General features: G+C 45.2%; 19 protein-coding genes. 15 read left to right on the forward strand and 4 right to left on the reverse strand.

The genetic code is table 11. The features are described 5' to 3' along the window. Positions 1-17: 17 nt before the first annotated feature. Positions 18-902 (reverse strand): polyprenyl synthetase family protein, encoded by an 885-nt coding sequence (locus tag AC0VYG_RS05085; protein ID WP_475431255.1) that lies wholly within the window; start codon positions 900-902, stop codon positions 18-20. Next, positions 899-1141: an exodeoxyribonuclease VII small subunit gene (locus AC0VYG_RS05090; protein ID WP_475431256.1), complete on the reverse strand. Its 243-nt coding sequence runs from the start codon at positions 1139-1141 to the stop codon at positions 899-901. Before AC0VYG_RS05090 ends, AC0VYG_RS05085 begins: the two co-directional genes overlap by 4 nt. A 170-nt stretch (positions 1142-1311) precedes the next feature. Between AC0VYG_RS05090 and pomA the strand changes: the two genes are divergently transcribed. Both pomA and AC0VYG_RS05100 read left to right on the forward strand, forming a co-directional pair. Further along, a complete protein-coding gene (pomA, locus tag AC0VYG_RS05095; RefSeq protein ID WP_475431257.1) occupies positions 1312-2067 on the forward strand; it encodes a flagellar motor protein PomA in 756 nt (251 codons plus the stop codon). 43 nt (positions 2068-2110) lie between these two features. Then, positions 2111-3106: a flagellar motor protein MotB gene (locus AC0VYG_RS05100; RefSeq protein ID WP_475431258.1), complete on the forward strand. Its 996-nt coding sequence runs from the start codon at positions 2111-2113 to the stop codon at positions 3104-3106. A gap of 68 nt (positions 3107-3174) precedes the next feature. Here the strand turns inward: AC0VYG_RS05100 and bioA are convergent, their stop codons facing one another. Further along, complete coding sequence (gene bioA / locus AC0VYG_RS05105) at positions 3175-4476, reverse strand: adenosylmethionine--8-amino-7-oxononanoate transaminase (protein ID WP_475431259.1); 1302 nt, start codon at positions 4474-4476, stop codon at positions 3175-3177. A gap of 111 nt (positions 4477-4587) precedes the next feature. Beyond that, the gene (locus tag AC0VYG_RS05110; protein WP_475431260.1) at positions 4588-5388 is read right to left on the reverse strand and encodes a ComF family protein; all 801 of its coding nucleotides are present in this window, start codon (positions 5386-5388) and stop codon (positions 4588-4590) included. Between the two features lie 28 nt (positions 5389-5416). On the opposite strand from AC0VYG_RS05110, the gene bioB reads away from it, so the two are divergent. The 13 genes from bioB (at position 5417) to fliI (ending at position 18467) form a co-directional block, all read left to right on the forward strand. Further along, positions 5417-6472, forward strand: coding sequence for a biotin synthase BioB (gene bioB, locus AC0VYG_RS05115; RefSeq protein ID WP_475431261.1), 1056 nt, complete (start codon positions 5417-5419; stop codon positions 6470-6472). After that, positions 6465-7655: an 8-amino-7-oxononanoate synthase gene (gene bioF / locus AC0VYG_RS05120; protein ID WP_475431262.1), complete on the forward strand. Its 1191-nt coding sequence runs from the start codon at positions 6465-6467 to the stop codon at positions 7653-7655. The genes bioB and bioF overlap by 8 nt, the downstream gene beginning before the upstream one ends. A gap of 33 nt (positions 7656-7688) precedes the next feature. Further along, positions 7689-8492 carry an alpha/beta fold hydrolase gene (locus AC0VYG_RS05125; RefSeq protein WP_475431263.1) on the forward strand — a complete coding sequence of 268 codons (804 nt, stop codon included), beginning with the start codon at positions 7689-7691 and terminating at the stop codon, positions 8490-8492. Beyond that, positions 8437-9282 (forward strand): malonyl-ACP O-methyltransferase BioC, encoded by an 846-nt coding sequence (gene bioC, locus AC0VYG_RS05130; RefSeq protein WP_475431264.1) that lies wholly within the window; start codon positions 8437-8439, stop codon positions 9280-9282. The genes AC0VYG_RS05125 and bioC overlap by 56 nt, the downstream gene beginning before the upstream one ends. A gap of 76 nt (positions 9283-9358) precedes the next feature. Further along, entirely contained in the window at positions 9359-10039 is a 681-nt protein-coding gene (bioD, locus tag AC0VYG_RS05135; protein ID WP_475431265.1) for a dethiobiotin synthase, read from the forward strand. Positions 10040-10169: 130 nt separating this feature from the next. Then, on the forward strand, positions 10170-10640 hold the full coding sequence (locus tag AC0VYG_RS05140) for a helix-turn-helix domain-containing protein (protein ID WP_475431266.1): 471 nt from the start codon (positions 10170-10172) through the stop codon (positions 10638-10640). Beyond that, positions 10640-11794, forward strand: a complete 1155-nt coding sequence (locus tag AC0VYG_RS05145) for a sensor histidine kinase (protein WP_475431267.1) — start codon at positions 10640-10642, stop codon at positions 11792-11794. The genes AC0VYG_RS05140 and AC0VYG_RS05145 overlap by 1 nt, the downstream gene beginning before the upstream one ends. 1 nt (position 11795) lies before the next feature. Then, positions 11796-13145, forward strand: coding sequence for a sigma-54-dependent transcriptional regulator (locus AC0VYG_RS05150; RefSeq protein WP_475431268.1), 1350 nt, complete (start codon positions 11796-11798; stop codon positions 13143-13145). 88 nt (positions 13146-13233) lie between these two features. After that, complete coding sequence (fliE, locus tag AC0VYG_RS05155) at positions 13234-13596, forward strand: flagellar hook-basal body complex protein FliE (RefSeq protein ID WP_475431269.1); 363 nt, start codon at positions 13234-13236, stop codon at positions 13594-13596. Between the two features lie 27 nt (positions 13597-13623). Continuing rightward, positions 13624-15303 carry a flagellar basal-body MS-ring/collar protein FliF gene (fliF, locus tag AC0VYG_RS05160; RefSeq protein ID WP_475431270.1) on the forward strand — a complete coding sequence of 560 codons (1680 nt, stop codon included), beginning with the start codon at positions 13624-13626 and terminating at the stop codon, positions 15301-15303. Beyond that, complete coding sequence (fliG, locus tag AC0VYG_RS05165) at positions 15304-16314, forward strand: flagellar motor switch protein FliG (RefSeq protein WP_067016909.1); 1011 nt, start codon at positions 15304-15306, stop codon at positions 16312-16314. It begins immediately after the preceding gene. Between the two features lie 7 nt (positions 16315-16321). Beyond that, positions 16322-17128 (forward strand): FliH/SctL family protein, encoded by an 807-nt coding sequence (locus AC0VYG_RS05170; RefSeq protein ID WP_475431271.1) that lies wholly within the window; start codon positions 16322-16324, stop codon positions 17126-17128. A 10-nt stretch (positions 17129-17138) separates the two neighbouring features. Next, on the forward strand, positions 17139-18467 hold the full coding sequence (gene fliI, locus AC0VYG_RS05175) for a flagellar protein export ATPase FliI (RefSeq protein WP_475431272.1): 1329 nt from the start codon (positions 17139-17141) through the stop codon (positions 18465-18467). The last annotated feature ends 137 nt before the right edge of the window (positions 18468-18604 follow it).

Below are 18604 nucleotides of genomic sequence, written 5' to 3' on the forward strand. Positions count from 1 at the left end.
ATAAGCGGGCTAGTATATCAGTGGTTGCGACCAATAATATAGTTCGCAAGCTCTATTAAAGGTTGCGCAGCGTCACCAAAAGGCGAAATTTTTTCAATTGCTTGTTGATTAAGGCTTGTTGCTAAATGTTTTGCCCCTTCTAATCCAAGTAATTTAGGATAAGTTGGCTTATTGGCATCGGCATCGGCAAATTGCGTTTTTCCTAGGGTTTGTGTATCACTTGTGATGTCGATAATGTCGTCTTGGACTTGGAACGCCAAACCGATGGCGTTGGCATAGTCATCCAGCGCCGCCAGCTGCTTGATATCCTTTAGACCAACACTGATGGCACCCATGCGTACGCTGGCACGTATCAGAGCGCCTGTTTTATGGGCATGCATTTCTTCTAATGCCTGAAGATCGATGTCCTGCCCGACGTTTGATAAATCTATCATTTGTCCGGTCACCATCCCATGCCGTCCAGCCGCACAGGCTAACTCTTGAATGAGTCGTAATTGACACTGAGCTTGGCTAAGGGATGGGCAGCTGAGTAACTCAAAGGCGAAGGTTTGCAAGGCGTCTCCAGCCAGAATCGCCGTGGCTTCATCAAATTGAATATGGCAGGTTGGTTGGCCTCGACGTAAATCATCATCGTCCATCGCTGGCAGGTCGTCGTGAATCAATGAGTAGGCGTGAATTGCCTCAATGGCAGCGGCGCAAGCATCTGTCAGCGGGGTGGGTTCTGCAGCAAATAGGGCGGCACTGGCGAATGTCAGCATAGGGCGAATACGCTTCCCCCCATTAAATAGACTATAATTCATTGCAGCCTGTAAGGAAGCGGCTGGTGGATACGTGTCTAATGTTTGCTTTAAGTAACAATCGACTCGTTGACGCGCGTAGTTGGAGAATTGGTCTAGGTTCACGAATTTGTTTCCGGATCAAAAGGTTCTAAGTGTTCGCCATCTTGCTTATCGAGTAGAATTTGCACTTTTTGCTCAGCTTGGGTTAAGACTCGCTGGCACTCTTGGCTTAATTTTACCCCTTTTTCAAAGGCTTTAAGTGCGTCTTCTAGAGACAGTTGATTTGACTCTAGTTGCGTCACTATGGTGTCCAAATCGGTTAGGTTGTCTTCGAAGTGACGGACTGTTGTTTTAGGGGGCATGATAATATCTCTCGTTGTTATCTACAATTTTTAACAGAAAAAGACGAAATCTTCGAGTTCAATTGTAGGGAAATTACAAAAATAAAGGATCAAGGAGTGAACCTTCTCTTCTCTTTCGTTTAGAATTAGGAAAACTGTTGAGCATTATAGCTTTTTTGTAGGAGACGTGTGTGGATATCGCAACGTTAATCGGGCTTATTGGTTCGTTAGCAATTGTTTTAATGGCCATTATGTTAGGGGGATCGCTAGGTGAGTTTATCGACCCAGCCTCCATCTTGATTGTATTGGTTGGTTCGCTTTTTGTTGTGCTCATTCAGTATCCACTGAGTCAGTTTTTATCAACTGGCAAAGTGGTTGTAAAAGCGTTTATGTTTAAGAGTGTGCCTATAGATGCTTTGATCGATGAAATTTACGCTTTAGCCGATGAAGCTAGAAAAGGCGGCTTGCTGTCTTTGGAAGGCAAGGAGGTGAGCCATCCTTTTTTATCGAAAGGTATTCAAATGCTTGTCGACGGTCATGATGGCAGTGTGGTTCGCGCCCAACTGTCTAAAGACATGAATATGTCGTATACCCGTCATGACAATGGCGCGAAGATCTTTAAAGCGTTTGGTGACACTGGCCCTGCGATGGGGATGATCGGGACGCTAGTTGGTCTGGTACAGATGTTGGCCAATATGAGTGATCCTAAGGCCATTGGTCCAGCCATGGCGGTTGCTTTGTTGACTACTTTATACGGTGCAATGCTAGCCAATATGGTGTGTTTACCTATCCAAGCTAAGTTAATGAACCGTGCAAACGAAGAGTTAACCTGCCAGAAGCTGATTCTTGACGCCTTGTTAGCCATTCAGTCAGGACAAAACCCTCGTGTTATCGACGGCGTGTTGAAAACCTATATTGCAGAAGGTAAGCGTGTTGAGCGCGAATAACCCAGCTGTTAATGAATTGTCAAGTTGTGACCGGATTTACTAAATGAGCGATGAAGAAGAACAAGAATGCCCTGAATGCGTAGAAGGCTTACCAGCTTATATGGGGACATTCGCAGACTTAATGTCTCTATTGATGTGTTTCTTTGTGTTGTTACTGTCTTTTTCTGAAATGGATGTTTTAAAATTTAAACAGCTAGCTGGGTCCATGCGTGAGGCATTTGGTGTTCAAAAAGAGCTTAAAGCTGAGTCTATTCCCATGGGAACATCCATTATTGCCCAAGAGTTTAGTCCCGGAAGGCCGGATCCAACGCCTATTAATGAGGTTAGACAAAAAACGGATAATATTCCTAAAAATACGTTAGAAGTTCTGTGTAAGCCTGGTAAAGCGGATTTAAATAATAAAGACAGTGCGGGGTTGCCGTCTAAACAGGTTTTTGTGGATCAATCGAAAGCGAATTTGGAACAAGAAAAGAAAATTAAACAAACGGAAGAAGATGCTCAGCAAGTGGCTTCAGTGCTACGAGAGGAAATTTCTAAAGGGACCGTTGAGGTTGAAACGCAGGAACAAACTATCACGATTCGTTTGAAAGATAATGGCTCATTTAAATCTGGATCAGCGGAACTAAACTACGATTTTATCCCCGTGATCGATATGATTCGTGATGTTTTAGTCGGTATAAAAGGGACAATCTCTGTTGAGGGGCATACCGATAATGTGCCTATTGTCAGTAAGAAGTTTAAATCAAACTGGGCATTATCGTCCGCTCGTGCCTTATCAGTGGCGGAGGAGTTATTTGCTGATGGTAGGTTGGATCAAAATCGCTTTGCGGTAGTCGGTTACGCTGATACCCGACCTTTGGTGCCAAATGATACGCCAGCGCATCGTGCAATGAATCGACGTGTTGAAATTGTTATCAGACAAAATGATCTATCGAGACCGAAAATGCGAACGGATGATAAACCCATTGATGATGGTGCCATTGAATACGACAAATCAGACTTGAAGAAGTTTGATTTATCGCCAGGTGAGATTTTCTAGCCGTTGGTCTTGATGATAGGTCGGTTTTGATGGTCGTTAGGTGTGTAAGTTGATAAAGAGGCCAACCTTTATGCTGGGTTGGCTTCTTCACTGGCGACTTTGTAAATCGCTTTTCCTAACGTGTTGATTTGTTCTTTAGTGATGATATAGGGAGGCATCAAGTAAATCAGCTTGCCAAATGGCCTTATCCAAACACCTTGTTCAACAAATTTTGGTTGTATTTCATGCTGATTAACCGCTTGTTTTAACTCAACGACACCAATTGCTCCAAAGCAGCGCACATCTTGTACCTTATCTAGGGTGCGGCAAGGTTCTAGTGCCTCTTTCATCCAATCTTCTATTTGTTTGACAGTATTTTCTATGTCGTAGCCCGCTAATAATTCGAGGCTAGCATTGGCCGCAGAACAAGCTAGAGGGTTTCCCATAAAGGTTGGGCCATGCATAAAGACACCGCCATTATCACTGATGCCAAGGGCGACTTTGTCACTGGCGAGTGTGGCGGCTAAGGTAATATAACCCCCGGTTAGCGCTTTGCCAACACACATGATGTCTGGGCTAATGGCTGTGTGATCGGTTGCAAATGGTTTGCCTGTTCGGCCAAATCCGGTGGCGATTTCATCGAAAATTAAGAGAATATCAAACTCATCACACAGTGCTCGAAGGCGGTTGAGATAGTCGGGATTGTAGAAGCGCATACCTCCGGCATTTTGTACGACGGGCTCAATAATAAAACCGGCAATCTTGTGATGGTTGGTAGTGAAAAGAGCACGAATTTCGTCGATATAACTGTCTTTAATGGGGGTGTCTATGCCTGTTGGTGGGGGAGAGACGAAGAACTGCTGGGTGACAGCGCCATTGAATAAGTTATGCATGCCATTTTCAGGGTCGCAGACAGACATGGCGGCAAAAGTATCGCCATGGTAACCACTTTTGGGGGTGGCAAAGAATTGTTTGTCTGCTTTTCCCTGAGTGTGCCAATACTGGATGGCCATTTTTAATGCCACTTCTACTGACACGGAACCCGAGTCGGAGAAAAATACGCGTGTCAGGTTTTCTGGGGTCATAGCAACCAATTTCTGGGCGAGGTCAATGGCGGGTTTGTGTGTCAGCCCGCCAAACATGACATGGGAAAATTGATCGATCTGCTGTTTCATTGCTTGGTTCATGGTTGGGTTGTTATAGCCATGGATGACGCTCCACCAAGAAGACATACCGTCGATCAGCATTTGACCACTAGCCAAATGAATTTCGCAGCCTGAGGCATGTTCCACCAAATACTGGGGCGTTGGTGCGCTCATTGAGGTGTAAGGGTGCCAAAGCAGCTGTTTGTCTAACTCTACGTCACTTTGATGGGAGGGATAATCTTGCATTGTAAAACCATTTCTTCTTGTGGAGGCGTTTGGAGTCTAAACAAAGCGGCACATCTTTGCTACCAATCTGTAGCGTTTAAAGTGGGTAAACTGGCTGTGAGACAGCACAGGTTAGCCGTGTTTTTCATCGGGTGTTCTGGCAATGACCCATATGTCGATACGTTTTGCCCCTTTTCTTTGCAGCGCCTTAGCGCAACTCTCTAGCGTACTGCCTGTGGTCATGACGTCATCGAATAACGCAACATGTTCTTCTACTGGTTCCTGAATTTGATAAACGCCTTGTTGGTTTTGCATTCGCAGCTTCCGACTTAAGGTGTGTTGTGCTTGTGTGTGAATGCTTTTTTGGAGTGGGTTACGGTTGGCTATATAAGGCGTGCTGCTGGTTAGGGTGGGTTTGAGGAGTGAGCATAATGTATTGGCCATTATTTGAGTCTGACAGAAGCCGCGTTCTTTTATGCGCTGCGGATGGCTTGGGACGAACAATAGTTGGCTTGGCCAAGGCGTTGTTTGCGAATAATAAGCGACGAGGTAGTCTCTTACTATTTCCATTAATGGTTGGATAAAATGGGCTTGTTGGTGAAATTTAATGTTTTGGATCAAGACTCTCGTTGTTCCTTCGTAGCGTAAAGGGGCTAAACAGCGATAATAGGGAGGTGGGGTTGTTTGGCATTTGCCACACAGACTGTGTGAGGCATTTTGTGCCATTTGCTGTTGCGCTATCTGTTGTTGCGATAGGGGGCGTTGGCACACAGAACAAGCATTGTGGTTGTATTCAAACCCCATTTTGCAATATTCACAGATGGCTGCTTTGCTATGAGCTTGGCAGATGCTGCATTGGTTTTTAAATATACTGTAGTAAACTTGTGATAAAAATGAGGTTGACAGTTGTGACCAGTCCATTAGTATTGCCATCCTTAACGCCATATTTTTTGAGGATATTATGCCTGCCATTAACTCGATTGAGCCACGTTTTGATTGGACTCATGCTGAAATTACAGAGCTTTTTAATCTACCTTTTATGGATCTTATGTTTCGCGCTCAAACGGTCCATCGTCAAAACTTTGCACCCAATGAAGTTCAGGTGAGTACGTTATTATCAATTAAGACGGGGGCGTGTCCAGAGGATTGTAAATATTGCCCACAGAGTGGGCATTACAATACAGAGCTGGAAAAAGAGAAACTAATGGAAGTTCAAAAGGTGTTGGAAGAAGCGCAATTGGCCAAAGAAAAGGGCGCGAGCCGTTTCTGTATGGGAGCAGCTTGGAAGCATCCCTCAGAAAAAGATTTTCCCTATGTACTTGAAATGATCAAGGGCGTAAAAGCCTTAGGTCTTGAGTCTTGTGTCACTCTAGGGACCCTGAATGATGAGCAAGCACAGCGTTTATCAGACGTTGGCTTAGATTATTACAACCACAACTTGGATACGTCGGCAGAATTTTACGACAGTATTATCACGACCCGTACTTATCAAGACCGTTTAGATACCTTGTCTCGAGTGCGTGATTCAGGCATTAAATTATGCTGTGGCGGTATTATGGGGATGGGAGAAGAGCAAAAAGATCGTGTGGGTCTGATTCGCCAGTTGTCTCAAATGACACCTCACCCTGAAAGTGTGCCAATTAATATGTTGGTAAAAGTGGAAGGGACGCCAATGGCTAATGTGGAGGACCTTGATGAGTTCGAGTTTATCCGCACCATTGCGGTGGCGCGTATTGTCATGCCGATGTCTCATGTGCGTTTGTCCGCGGGTCGTCAGGGTATGAGTGAGCAAACGCAAGCCTTGTGTTTTATGGCGGGCGCTAATTCTATTTTTTATGGTGAAAAATTGCTGACTACAGCCAATCCTGAAGCGGATAAGGACATGAACTTATTCAACAAGTTGGGTATTACACCTGAAAAGCGTGAAGAACATTCTGACCAAGCGGTGATGGAAGCCATTGCAGATCAGGTTGTGAAGCAGGAAGAATCTAAACTGTTTTACGATGCCAATGCCTAATACACCATCCTGGATAAAGACGGCACTTGACGAGCGCCGTCAACAGGCCTTACTGCGTCAAACGGTGACGTTAGAGGGGCCACAAACACCAACTGCGCGCTTTAACGGTTCTACTTATACTGCTTTTTGTTCAAATGATTACTTGGGATTGGCTAATCACCCTGATTTGGTTCGCGCGCTGCAGGCTAGCGCAGAGCAATATGGTGTCGGTGGGGGCGCATCGCATTTAGTTTGTGGTCATTTGGCGCCCCATCAAGCGTTAGAAGAAGCGCTGGCAGATTGGCTCGGTTATGAGAGGGTGATGTTATTTAGTACTGGATACATGGCTAATCTGGGGGTGATTTCTGCACTGGCTTCGAAAACACGTCCAGTGGTTCAAGATAAACTTAATCATGCCTCTTTAATTGATGGTAGTGTATTGGCTCAATCGTCATTGCGTCGTTACCTTCATGGTGATGTGTCCAGTGCTCGAAGATTGCTTGAGAAAGCTGCAACCCCCGGTCTATTGGTGACGGATGGCGTGTTTAGTATGGATGGCGATCTTGCCCCCTTAGCCTCCTTAGCGGCATTGGCTCAGGAGGAAAATTGGCTTTTTATGGTCGATGATGCCCATGGGTTAGGTTGTTTAGGCAATAATGGGTACGGCAGTCTTTCTCTAGAAAGTTTGGATGCTCATGCCGTGCCTGTATTAGTGGGGACATTTGGCAAAGCATTTGGTACATCGGGGGCTTTTGTGGCCACATCGAATGAAATTGCTGATTATTTGACACAATTTGCCCGCCCTTACATATACACTACCTCTATGTCACCTGCTATAGCGGGTGCAACCTTGGCGGCTTTACGTCTGATTCAGTCAAGTGAAGGGGAGGAGCGGCGAGCAATCTTAGCTAGTCATATTCGTTATTTCCGTCAACGAATGGCTGAACTTCCTGTTCGTTTGATGCCATCAGATACGGCGATACAGCCAATTGTCATTGGTGATAGTGATGAGACGCTTGGAGCGAGCGAGGCATTAAAGGCCTTGGGGATATGGTGTACGGCGATTCGTCCACCAACGGTTCCAGTTGGTAGTGCTCGACTGCGTATTACGTTGAGTGCCTCACATAGTAAAGACGATTTGGTTTTGTTATGTGATTCGCTAGAGTCGGTATTGGTCGCTAAGGGAAGTGCGAATAAGTCCTAGTTAAGTAAAGGTTAGTTGAGTCGAAGGGGAAACATGCGCAGACCAATAGAAACAGAGCAGTTAGGGGATTCGACGAATCCTGCGATTTTTATGGTACCAGGTTGGGGAATGCCAAAGGAAGTCATGCGCCCTTTAGCAGAACGTTTGAGTAACCGATTTTATGTTGTCTTAGCAAACTTGCCGGGAATTTCGTTGGATGAAAGCTGGATTAGTCGTACTCGAATTGGTCCTAATTACGATATTGACGCCTTGAGCGAACAGTTGATTGCAGTAGCGCCGAAAGATTGTTGGTGGATCGGTTGGTCTCTCGGTGGCATGGTGTCGGCGTATGTGGCGGCACGGCGTTCAAGTTGTGTGAAGGGGCTAATCACGTTATCCGCATCGCCTAGTTTCTTGCAGCGAGAGGGGTGGCCTCATGGGATGGAGGTAGCGTTATTCGATGACTTCGCGACGCTAACGGCGAATCAGCCAGAGCAAGGCCTAAAGCGTTTTGTGATGTTGCAAACCAAAGGGGCGGCCAATGAGCGAACACTGGTAAAACAGCTGCAGCCTTTGTTACCGACTAGCACGCTGAACAAAGCGGCTTTGGTAGGTGGTTTGCGTTTGTTGAGAACGTTAGATGTGCGACGCGAATGGTCGCTTTTAGATCGTCCTAATCTTCATATCCTTGGGCAGTGTGATGCGCTTGTGTCTTATCAAACGTTAACCACTCAAGCCGATGTGAATCCGCATCAAGAAGTGATTGTTATGCCTGATGTGGCGCATCAAAGCTTTATGGAAAATGAGTCTGTCTGTTTACGTCATATTGAACAATTTATTGATGCCAACTCTCTCTAGTCGTGAAAATCGAGCGTCGTATAAGCAACAAGTTGCCCAGCGCTTTGATCGTGCCGCCGTGACGTATGATGTTTATGCGCGTTTTCAGCAACAGGTTCTTGAGCGCCTTTTCCAAGTGCTGCCGCAGATAACGGTGGACTCTGTGTTAGATCTGGGGACAGGGACAGGACGGGCTATTCCTTTGCTGCGCTCTTTATTCTCCCCTAATAGATTGCTTGCCATGGATTTGTCCCAGCAGATGTTGTCGCAAGCCAGAATGGGCGTCCACTCCCAAGAGGCATCTTTTATCTGTGCTGATGCCGAAGCTTTGCCCTTTGCGGATGAAACATTTGACTTGATGTTGTCAAGCCTCGCGTTGCAATGGTGTCTTCGCCCTGATGTTTTATTTGATGGTTTGTATCGAGCGGTTAAACCTGGCGGCTATATGGTATTTTCCACCCTGTGTCACGGCTCTATGCCACAAATTGATCAGGCGTGGAAAAGTTTGGATGATAATATCCACGTGAATCAATACTCGACTTATGCGTCTTTGCTTGAGCAAGTGAGTCAGGGGGGATGGACGGTAACCTCTGCTGCTTTAGAGTCTATAACCATGTGGTTTGATTCGCCGGAGGAAGCGATTGATTCCATTAAAAAAGTGGGGGCTGGACTGGTTACAGGCCAAGCGCCGAAAGGCATGTCGCCCTCAAAGTGGCGGGTATTTTTGCATCAATACGACCAGTTGCGTCAAGCCGCTGGGGTGCCGTTAAGTTATCAAGTGGCGTTTATTGTGGCGCAAAAAGCCTGTTAGAAATTGACCGAACACTTTGCTTAAAGATGTTTGGGATGAAAGGTTTTTTGGGTTAGAGAAGAGAGTAGAGTGTTTTATGGGAAAGAAATTTTTTGTCACCGCGACGGATACGGACGCCGGTAAAACCTATGTGACTACAGGCTTATTAAGAGCAGCGGAACGCGCGGGGCAGCGCTCCTTGGGCCTTAAGCCGATTGCTGCAGGGGCGGATAAGATTGACGGTGTATTACGTAATAACGATGCATTACTGATTCAGTCCTCAAGCAGTGTTCAATTACCTTATGAGCAAGTCAACCCTGTGGTGTTAGCGTCTGCTATTGCACCGCATATTGCCGCAGCGGATGAGGGTCGGTTAGTAACGGTTTCTCGTTTGGAAGGCTATTTAAAAGGGGCTTTATTAACACCTCATGATTTGGCACTGATTGAAGGGGCGGGTGGTTGGCGTGTTCCGTTAAATGATAGAGAAATGTTATCTGATTTGGCAAAATCGCTTGGCTTCCCCGTGATTCTTGTTGTCAATATGACGTTGGGCTGTCTGAATCATGCGTTGTTAAGTGCCGAAGCGATTGTGCGAGATGGGCTGTCTTTGGTTGGGTGGGTAGCGAATAGCGGTCAAGAAACCATGCCTCGTTATGAGGAAAATTTGGCCAGTTTGCAAGCGTTACTAGCTGCCCCTTTATTAGGTACGTTGAGTTGGCAAGGTGAGGTGACAAAGTCAAATAGAGAGTTTGATCACATCTTGGCTCAGCTATCATGAAAGCGATGGTAAAGTCTTTTAAGGTCTGACACTTATTTAACCCTTAAGGGTTGAAACTTCAGATAAAATTCGCATTATTTAGATTAAGAGGTGTGTCGCACATCTTATTGTATTAACAGAGGGTAGCAACGTGAAGGCCTGGTTATGTGGGTTAGATGATGAAGAGTTGATGTCTGTATCAAGTGTGCTGACGTTTATCGGCATTGAGCACAGTGCCTCTTTTACGGCGTTTCAGTTGCCTGATTTTGTTGTGATAGGTCAATCTATTGAGTCAATTGAGTTAGATGAGTCCATTTCTATTGTGTCTCTAAGTGAGGCTTTGTCTATAATACCCCAAGACAATATATGGTTTTGTCCTTTACCGTGGCGTTCCCAAACTTTATGGAGTGTTCTTAAAGAAATTCAGCAAAGGCGCCGTATGCCACAGCCATCTGGGGTGAACTTGAATTTACACGTCCGTCATTTAGAAGCCTTGTTGATTCGTCAGGCGTTGGTGTCTGCGCAAGGTGTGGTGTCAAAAGCCGCTCAAAACTTGCAGATTCAACGTACTACCTTGATTGAAAAAATGCGTCGTTACAATATTGATAAGTCGGAGTTTTAGTGACTAAGGATGAAGAAATCGCCGAGTTAAAGGCTGCTTTTTATGCGTTTTCTGAGTCATCTGAGATCCTCGCTAAGTCCTATTTGGATTTACAAAAGCAAGTTGAACAATTGTCTGCTCAACTTGAAAAGTCAGAGCAAGATCGTCTAGAAGAACAAGATAAAAATCGTGTGTTGGTTCAACAGTTCCAGCAACTCTTTGAGTCCATGCCTGTGGGTGTTTTGTTGCTTAATGCCGAAGGCATTATTGTGATGGCGAACCCTGTAGCAGATGGGCTTTTTGATATGACGTTAGTGGGGGAGTCTTGGTCTGATATTGTACCAATATGCTTCACTCCTCAAAAAGACGATGGTCATGAGGTGAGCATGACATCAGGTCGGCGTGTTCGTGTAGAAACGGCATCGCTTGGCGATGTTCCCGGTCAGTTATTGATTTTTGTGGATTTGACCGAAGCGTATTTGTTGCAAAAAAAGCTCACACATCATGAACGCTTATCGACAATGGGGAAAATGGTGGCGGCGTTGGCTCATCAAGTTCGTACCCCTCTCTCTTCTGCTACTCTTTACGCAGGGCATCTGCAAAAACCAGATTTATCCCCTATTATGCGCCAACGTTTTGCGGATAAATTGGTAGATCGTCTGGCCAATATTGAGCGCCAGATTCGCGATATGCTGATCTTCTCTCGTAGTGACATTAAATTAAGCGACCATGTTAATGGGGAAGTGTTTCTTGAGGAGTTGATTGCGGAAGGGCGTGAGCTATGTGAACAAAAAAATATGACACTTATTGTCGATGGGCAAGGCAATAACGCCTCTGTATGGATACACTGTAATAAAGATACCCTAAAAGGCGCTTTACTAAACTTGCTGAATAACGCCATCGATGCTCAGTCAGAGGGCACTAATATCCTTCTTCATTGGTATTGTGATGATAATGTGATGCGTTTTTCGTTTGTTGATAGTGGCAAAGGTATGTCTGCTGAACAGTTGGCGCATGTTCAGGAAGGATTTGTTACCACAAAGCAGCATGGCACAGGGTTAGGTTTGATGGTGGTGAAGGCGATTGCCAGAGCACATCATGGAATTTTTGAAATAGATAGTAAAGAGGGTGTTGGGACGACGGCAACACTGCAACTTCCTCTTATAAAGGTGTGATATGTCTGATGTGAAATTACTGATTGTTGAAGATGATAAAGGGTTAGCGGAAGCACTAGAAGATACCCTTATGTTAGCCGGTTATCAATGTAAGCTGGTTTTCTCTGCGGAAGACGCTGTCGTAGCCCTTAAGCAAAGCGCCTTTGATATGGTGGTATCTGATGTTAACTTACCCGGCATGGATGGTTATGAGTTATTACGCCATGTGATTGATACTTATCCAGAATTACCTATTATGCTAATGACAGCTTATGGTGATATTGCCCATGCTGTTGAGGCCATGCGTGATGGGGCGGTGGACTATTTATTAAAGCCGTTTCAAGAGAGCGAGTTGCTGGCTGCGATTGAAAAATACACGGTCAAAAAGGTTGTAGCGCAAGGAAATCAACCTATTGCTAAAGATCCATCCAGTATTGCCATGTTGGAGTTGGCAAAGCGTGTCGCGGTGACGGATTCAACGGTTCTTATTTGTGGTGAAAGTGGAACCGGTAAAGAAGTATTAGCGAACTATATTCACCAAGAGTCCAGTCGTCATAAAGCCCCCTTTGTGGCCATTAACTGCGCGGCAATTCCTGAGAATATGCTGGAAGCGATTTTATTTGGTTATGAAAAAGGGGCTTATACGGGAGCGGTATCGTCTCAAGCGGGTAAATTTGAGCAGGCTAACGGAGGAACCTTGCTGCTGGATGAAATCTCTGAAATGGACATTGGTTTACAAGCGAAAATTTTGCGAGTGTTGCAGGAGCAAGAAGTCGAGCGATTAGGTGGTAAAAAGGCCATACCGTTAGATGTGCGTATTATTGCTACAACTAACCGGGATTTGGCGGAATATGTTCGCGAAGGAGGGTTTCGAGAAGATTTGTACTATCGTCTGAACGTCTTTCCTTTGCGTTGGTTACCTATTCGAGAGCGTAAAGGAGACATTTTGCCTATTGCGCAAAGTTCATTAGAAAGGCATGCTGCAAAAATGCGTGTGTCCAATGCGATACTAAAACCTTCGGCACAAAGTAAGCTTGAAGCACACCCTTGGCCGGGTAACGTTCGCGAGCTGGATAATGTGATTCAGAGGGCGTTAATTTTGAGTCCCAATGGCCAAATACGTGAGGATCATATTGTTTTTGATATGATGGGGGCGCCTGCCACCAGTGCTGACAACGAAGAGCCAGAAGAAAATAGTGCGGCTTCCATCTTAGGGAAAGGGGTTCAGCAACATGAATTTAGAATTATTGCGCAAGCTTTGATTGATGCGAACGGAAAACGCAAGCTTGTCGCCGATAAATTGGGTATCAGTCCAAGAACATTGCGCTATAAAATTGCAAAAATGCGAGAATGTGGTATTGATGTAGATTGATTTTTGAGTCTTCTTTTAAATCTGTATATGCTAAGTTTTATGAATGTTATGCTAAGCTATATATACACGTTTTTTGTAGGTGGGAAGTATGGTCACGAACAGACCAGACATTAATCAAGTTCTTTCTCAAATGAGAGAGATGAAGGCGCAAGTTCAATCACCCGATTTATCCATGCCAAATATTTCCAAAATTGGTGGGGAGCAGGACGGTGATAGTGTTGTTGAGCGCCCAGATTTTGCAGAAATGTTGAAAACGGCAGTCGATAATGTGAATGAGTTGCAGAAAAATGCGTCGAATCTTACTCAGGCTTATGAGCGAGGAGACCAAGGGGTAGACTTGCCTCAAGTGATGATAGGTCTGCAAAAATCGAGTGTTTCATTTGAAGCTATGACCCAAGTACGGAATAAATTGGTCGACGCGTATGAAAAAATCATGAATATGCCTGTTTAGGTATGATGCATCGCTTGGCGCTTTTAAATGGATAATGTCCCTGCAGAACAATCAGAACAAAAGCTCTACCTTGAGCTTCTGACAGGCTTTAATAAACTAACGGTCATTAGACAGTTAGCATTAATGGTCGGCCTTGCTGCGTCTATTGCCATCGCGCTTGCGGCAGTATTGTGGTCGAATGGAACAGATTACAAGCCAGTTCTCAGTAGTATTACAAATTATAATGCTAATCAAATCGTAGATATCCTCAATTCTAATAATATCCCTTTCAAAATCGACGAAAATACGGGTGCCTTGCTGGTGGCATCTGATAAATATCAACAAGCTCGTCTTAAGTTAGCGGGCTCTGGTATTGTCTCTGATAGAAATATCGGTATGGAAATCATGGATAAAGACCAAGGTTTTGGTACCTCCCAGTTTGTTGAAAATGCTCGTTACCGGCGAGGCTTGGAGGGAGAGTTAAGTAAAACCATTGCTAGCTTACAAAGTGTCAAATCGGCGCGAGTGCACCTGGCTATTCCCAAAGAATCCGTGTTTGTCCGTGATACACGGAAGCCGACAGCGTCCGTGTTTGTCGAGCTTTATCCTGGTCGTCGTTTGGATCACAGTCAGGTGGAGGCCATTGTTAATTTGGTGTCTTCGAGTATTTCCCAGTTAACTGATAACAATGTCACCGTGGTGGATCAACGAGGTACGCTGTTAACCGAAAAGGATAATTCATCGGATCTGTCTGTGGCAGGGAAGCAGTTTGAATATACTCGAAAAGTGGAGGATGCACTCCAGCAACGAGTCAATAGTATTCTTGATCCGGTAGTCGGGAGTGGCCACTTTAAAGCCGAAGTATCGGCGGATGTGGATTTTAATGCCGTTGAGCAAACAGCGGAGCAATACAATCCTGATTTGCTGGCTTTGCGTAGTGAACAAACCTTGAAAGAAAATAAAACCGGGGGAGCGGCCAACGGTGGGATACCGGGAGCGTTGAGCAATCAGCCTCCAGGAGCGGTGTCAGCACCGGAAACGGTTGATCAAAATGGTGCGCCAGTTGGTGCTTCAACAACGAATAAGGTGACGGATGGTCAGTCTAAAGTTGAGACCACGCGGAATTTTGAGCTCGACCGTAGTATTAGTTATACCAAGCATCAGCAAGGGAAAATTAAACGTCTGTCTGTGGCCGTTGTAGTTGATGACATTACCTCTATTGATCCCAAAACGAATAAAGTTGTCAGAACACCTTGGAGTGATGAAGAGTTGGGGCGTCTGACGCTCTTGGTTCGAGATGCGGTAGGTTATGATCCATCTAGAGGAGACAGTGTCAGTGTGATTAATTCACCGTTTGCCCCCGTTGAATCTGAAAAGCCCGCACCAGAACCGCCTTTTTACAAGCAAACTTGGTTCTTGGATTTGTTGAAGCCAAGCTTAGTTGGGATTTTTGTTCTATTGTTATTATTGGTGGTGGTTCGCCCAATTTTGAAATCGCTTAGCGAGCAAAACAAGATCGCCGTTGCGGAGGATACCGAAGCAAATATTTTCTCCGATGAGACCGATGAAATATCCGATGATCAAGTGTCTTTGGTCAGTGCTGAAGATGTAATGGTGCCAGGTTCACCAGAAAAGATTGATCGTCAGATTAACGCAATTCGTGGCCTGATTGCTGAAGAGCCAGAGCGGGTGGCGCAGGTTGTTAAACAATGGGTGATGGAAGGGTAAATGAGCAATACTGGGCAAACTGATTTAAGCTCCTTAGAAAAAGCTGCCATCCTCTTGATGTCGTTGGGTGAGTCTGATGCTGCGCAAATTCTAAAGCACATGGGACCAAAGGAAGTACAACGTATTGGTCAAACGATGGCGCAGCTTTCCAATGTGCAGCGTCATCAAGTAGAAAAAGTATTAGACGATTTTTTAGTCTTGGTTGGCGATCAAACTGGCCTTGGTTTGGGGGCCGATGGCTATATTCGAAATATGCTGAAAGAAGCCCTTGGTGATGAGAAAGCGGGTAGCTTGATTGATCGTATACTGTTGGGCGGAAACACCACAGGTCTTGATACACTCAAGTGGATGGAACCCCGTGCTGTCGCCGATGTGATTCGCTATGAGCATCCACAGATTCAAGCCATTGTTATCTCTTATTTGGACCCTGACCAAGCTGCGGATATTTTAGCGAACTTTGATGAGCGTGTCCGTCTGGATATTGTATTACGGGTCGCCTCTCTGGAAACCGTACAGCCAGCGGCTTTACAAGAGCTGAATGATATTCTTGAAAGACAATTTTCTGGTAACCAATCTACTCAGTCTACTTCGATTGGTGGGGTTCGTACGGCTGCGAATATTATGAACTTTATTGATAGTTCCGTTGAGTCTGAGTTGATGGAGTCCATTCGGGATGTGGATGAGGACTTAGCGAATACCATTCAGGACCTTATGTTTGTCTTTGACAATTTGTTGGATGTGGATGATCGTGGTATTCAGGTGATTTTGCGTGAAGTAGAGTCTGAAACATTGATTTTAGCGCTCAAAGGTGCTGATCCGGATATGCAAGAAAAGGTCTTCAAAAATATGTCATCTCGTGCAGCGGACATGCTTAAAGATGACCTTGAGGCAAAAGGGCCTGTTCGAGTCAGCGAAGTGGAAGTTGCGCAAAAAGAAATTCTGGCCGTTGCCAGACGTCTCGCTGAAAACGGGGAAATCGTGCTCGGTGGCGGCGGTGAGCAAATGGTTTAATTAAGTAATGTCAGATAAAAAAAAGGATGACTCCGAACGTAGTAAGCTAACCGCTTATGAGCGTTGGGAGTTGCCGCATTTAGAAAGTAATCAAGAAAAAAAGGCTTTCTCACCTGGTATTCTTGTTCAGAAAGAAGAAACTGTCACGATGGAAGAAGTGGACCAAGAAAGTTTGGTCTACGAGCCCCTGACGGCCTCCCAGTTGGAAGAGATAAGATCGGCAGCCTACGAAGAAGGTTTTATTCAAGGCGAGGCCGAAGGCCATGCGAAAGGTTATGAAGATGGTCGCGCACAAGGCGAGATAAATGGTTTTGAGTCCGGATTTGAAAAAGGAACTGAAAAAGGTAAGGAAGAAGGTCATTCTGAAGCTATAGATCTTGCTAAAACACAGCTAGAAGCGTTAGAGAATGTGTTAGCCAATGTGGTTCAGGAAATTGTCCACCCTCTGGAAGAAAGTCGTGCTGGTGTTGAGGATCTGCTGTACAAAACGATGGTACGAATGGTTGAAAATATTTGCTTATCGCAAATGAAGGAAGAAGGACGTCATGTTCTGAAAGATCAGTTGGCCCGCATTTTTGACGAAATGGGGGAATTTGAAGGGCGTATACGTCTGAAACTGCATCCTGATACGATCGATGTATTAGAATCTTTGGATGTTGAGGGTCGTCTTGCCTTGCAAGTTGAGCCTGATGCCAGTCTGATCGAAGGTAGCTTTGTGTTGGATTGTAAGTCATTTCACGTGGATGGTCGTGTCGAACAGCGTTTAGAAGCCGTCTGTAACGAGCTACGCAACCTTTCTGATTCCGAACAATAAGGCCTTATTGGTGTCAACTCTCGAAGAACGCTTGCAAAAGCTACTCAGTATCTCATCTACCTCTTTACTCCCTCAGTTGGAAGGGAAGGTAACGCGCATGGTGGGGCTAACAATGGAAGCAGTAGGCTGTATTGTGGCTTTGGGCGATCGTTGCTTAGTTCAAGTCCGTAAAGACCGATGGGTTGAATCCGAAGTGGTTGGCTTTACTGGTAATCTAACCTATTTAATGCCCACTGAGGCCATTGATGGTATTTCCCCTGGAGCGCGTGTCCGGCCGATGCTTGAAGAAGGGAAATTACCAATTGGGGAAGAGTTATTAGGGCGTGTGATTAATGGTTTAGGGAAGCCGCTGGATGGTAAAGGGGAAGTGAAAGCCAAAGATACGGTTGGTTTGCAGTGTGATGCTATCAACCCTTTGCAGCGTAAACCGATTAGTGAACCACTGGATGTTGGTATTAAAGCGATTAATAGTTTGCTGACGGTGGGTAAAGGGCAGCGCTTGGGATTGTTTGCTGGCAGTGGGGTGGGTAAAAGTATGTTATTAGGTATGATGACACGCTTTACTGAAGCAGACATCACCATTGTTGGCCTGATTGGTGAACGGGGACGAGAGGTAAAGGAGTTTATTGAACAAATCTTGGGAGAAGAGGGACTGGCTCGCTCTGTTGTCGTTGCTTCTCCGGCAGATGATTCTGCGTTGATGCGATTACGTGCAGCCATGCTTACCACGCGTATTGCTGAATATTACCGAGATCAAGGGAAAAGTGTTTTGCTTTTGATGGATTCATTGACCCGATATGCTCAAGCTCAGCGAGAAATTGCATTATCGGTCGGAGAGCCGCCCGCCACCAAAGGCTATCCGCCCTCAGTGTTTTCGAAATTACCTCAACTGGTCGAACGGGCGGGAAATGGCCGTGATGGTAGTGGCTCAATAACGGCTTTTTATACGGTTTTAACAGAAGGGGATGATCAGCAAGATCCCATTGCCGACGCTGCTCGTGCGATTCTGGATGGGCACTTAGTCTTGTCACGTCGTTTGGCAGAGGAAGGCCATTATCCTGCCATTGATATAGAGGCATCTATTTCTCGAGCCATGCCCAATATTGTGAGTGAGGCGCATTTACAGGGTGCAATGCGCATTAAGCAGCTTTACTCAAAATACCAGCAAAATCAGGATTTAATTGCCATTGGCGCTTATAACCAGGGCAGTGATCCAGATTTGGATCAAGCGATTTATCGTATGCCAGACATTAGAACGTTTCTTCAGCAATCTCTCACCGAAAAATTCACTATTGATGAAAGCCTAGAGGCTCTCGTTGCCGCTATGACAAAAGAGTAAATGAGTGCTTGTAGAGCAGGCTTTTACTGAGAAATTTATATATTGAAGCCTGATATCGTCTAGTATTTAATAGAGAATAGTCATGAAAGGTGCAAATAAATCCCCTTTTTTTCTATGGTTTGTCATTATTACTTTAT

The organism is Marinomonas sp. 63XJN7_7_ISO-PGPR-S23-202, from assembly GCF_056173505.1.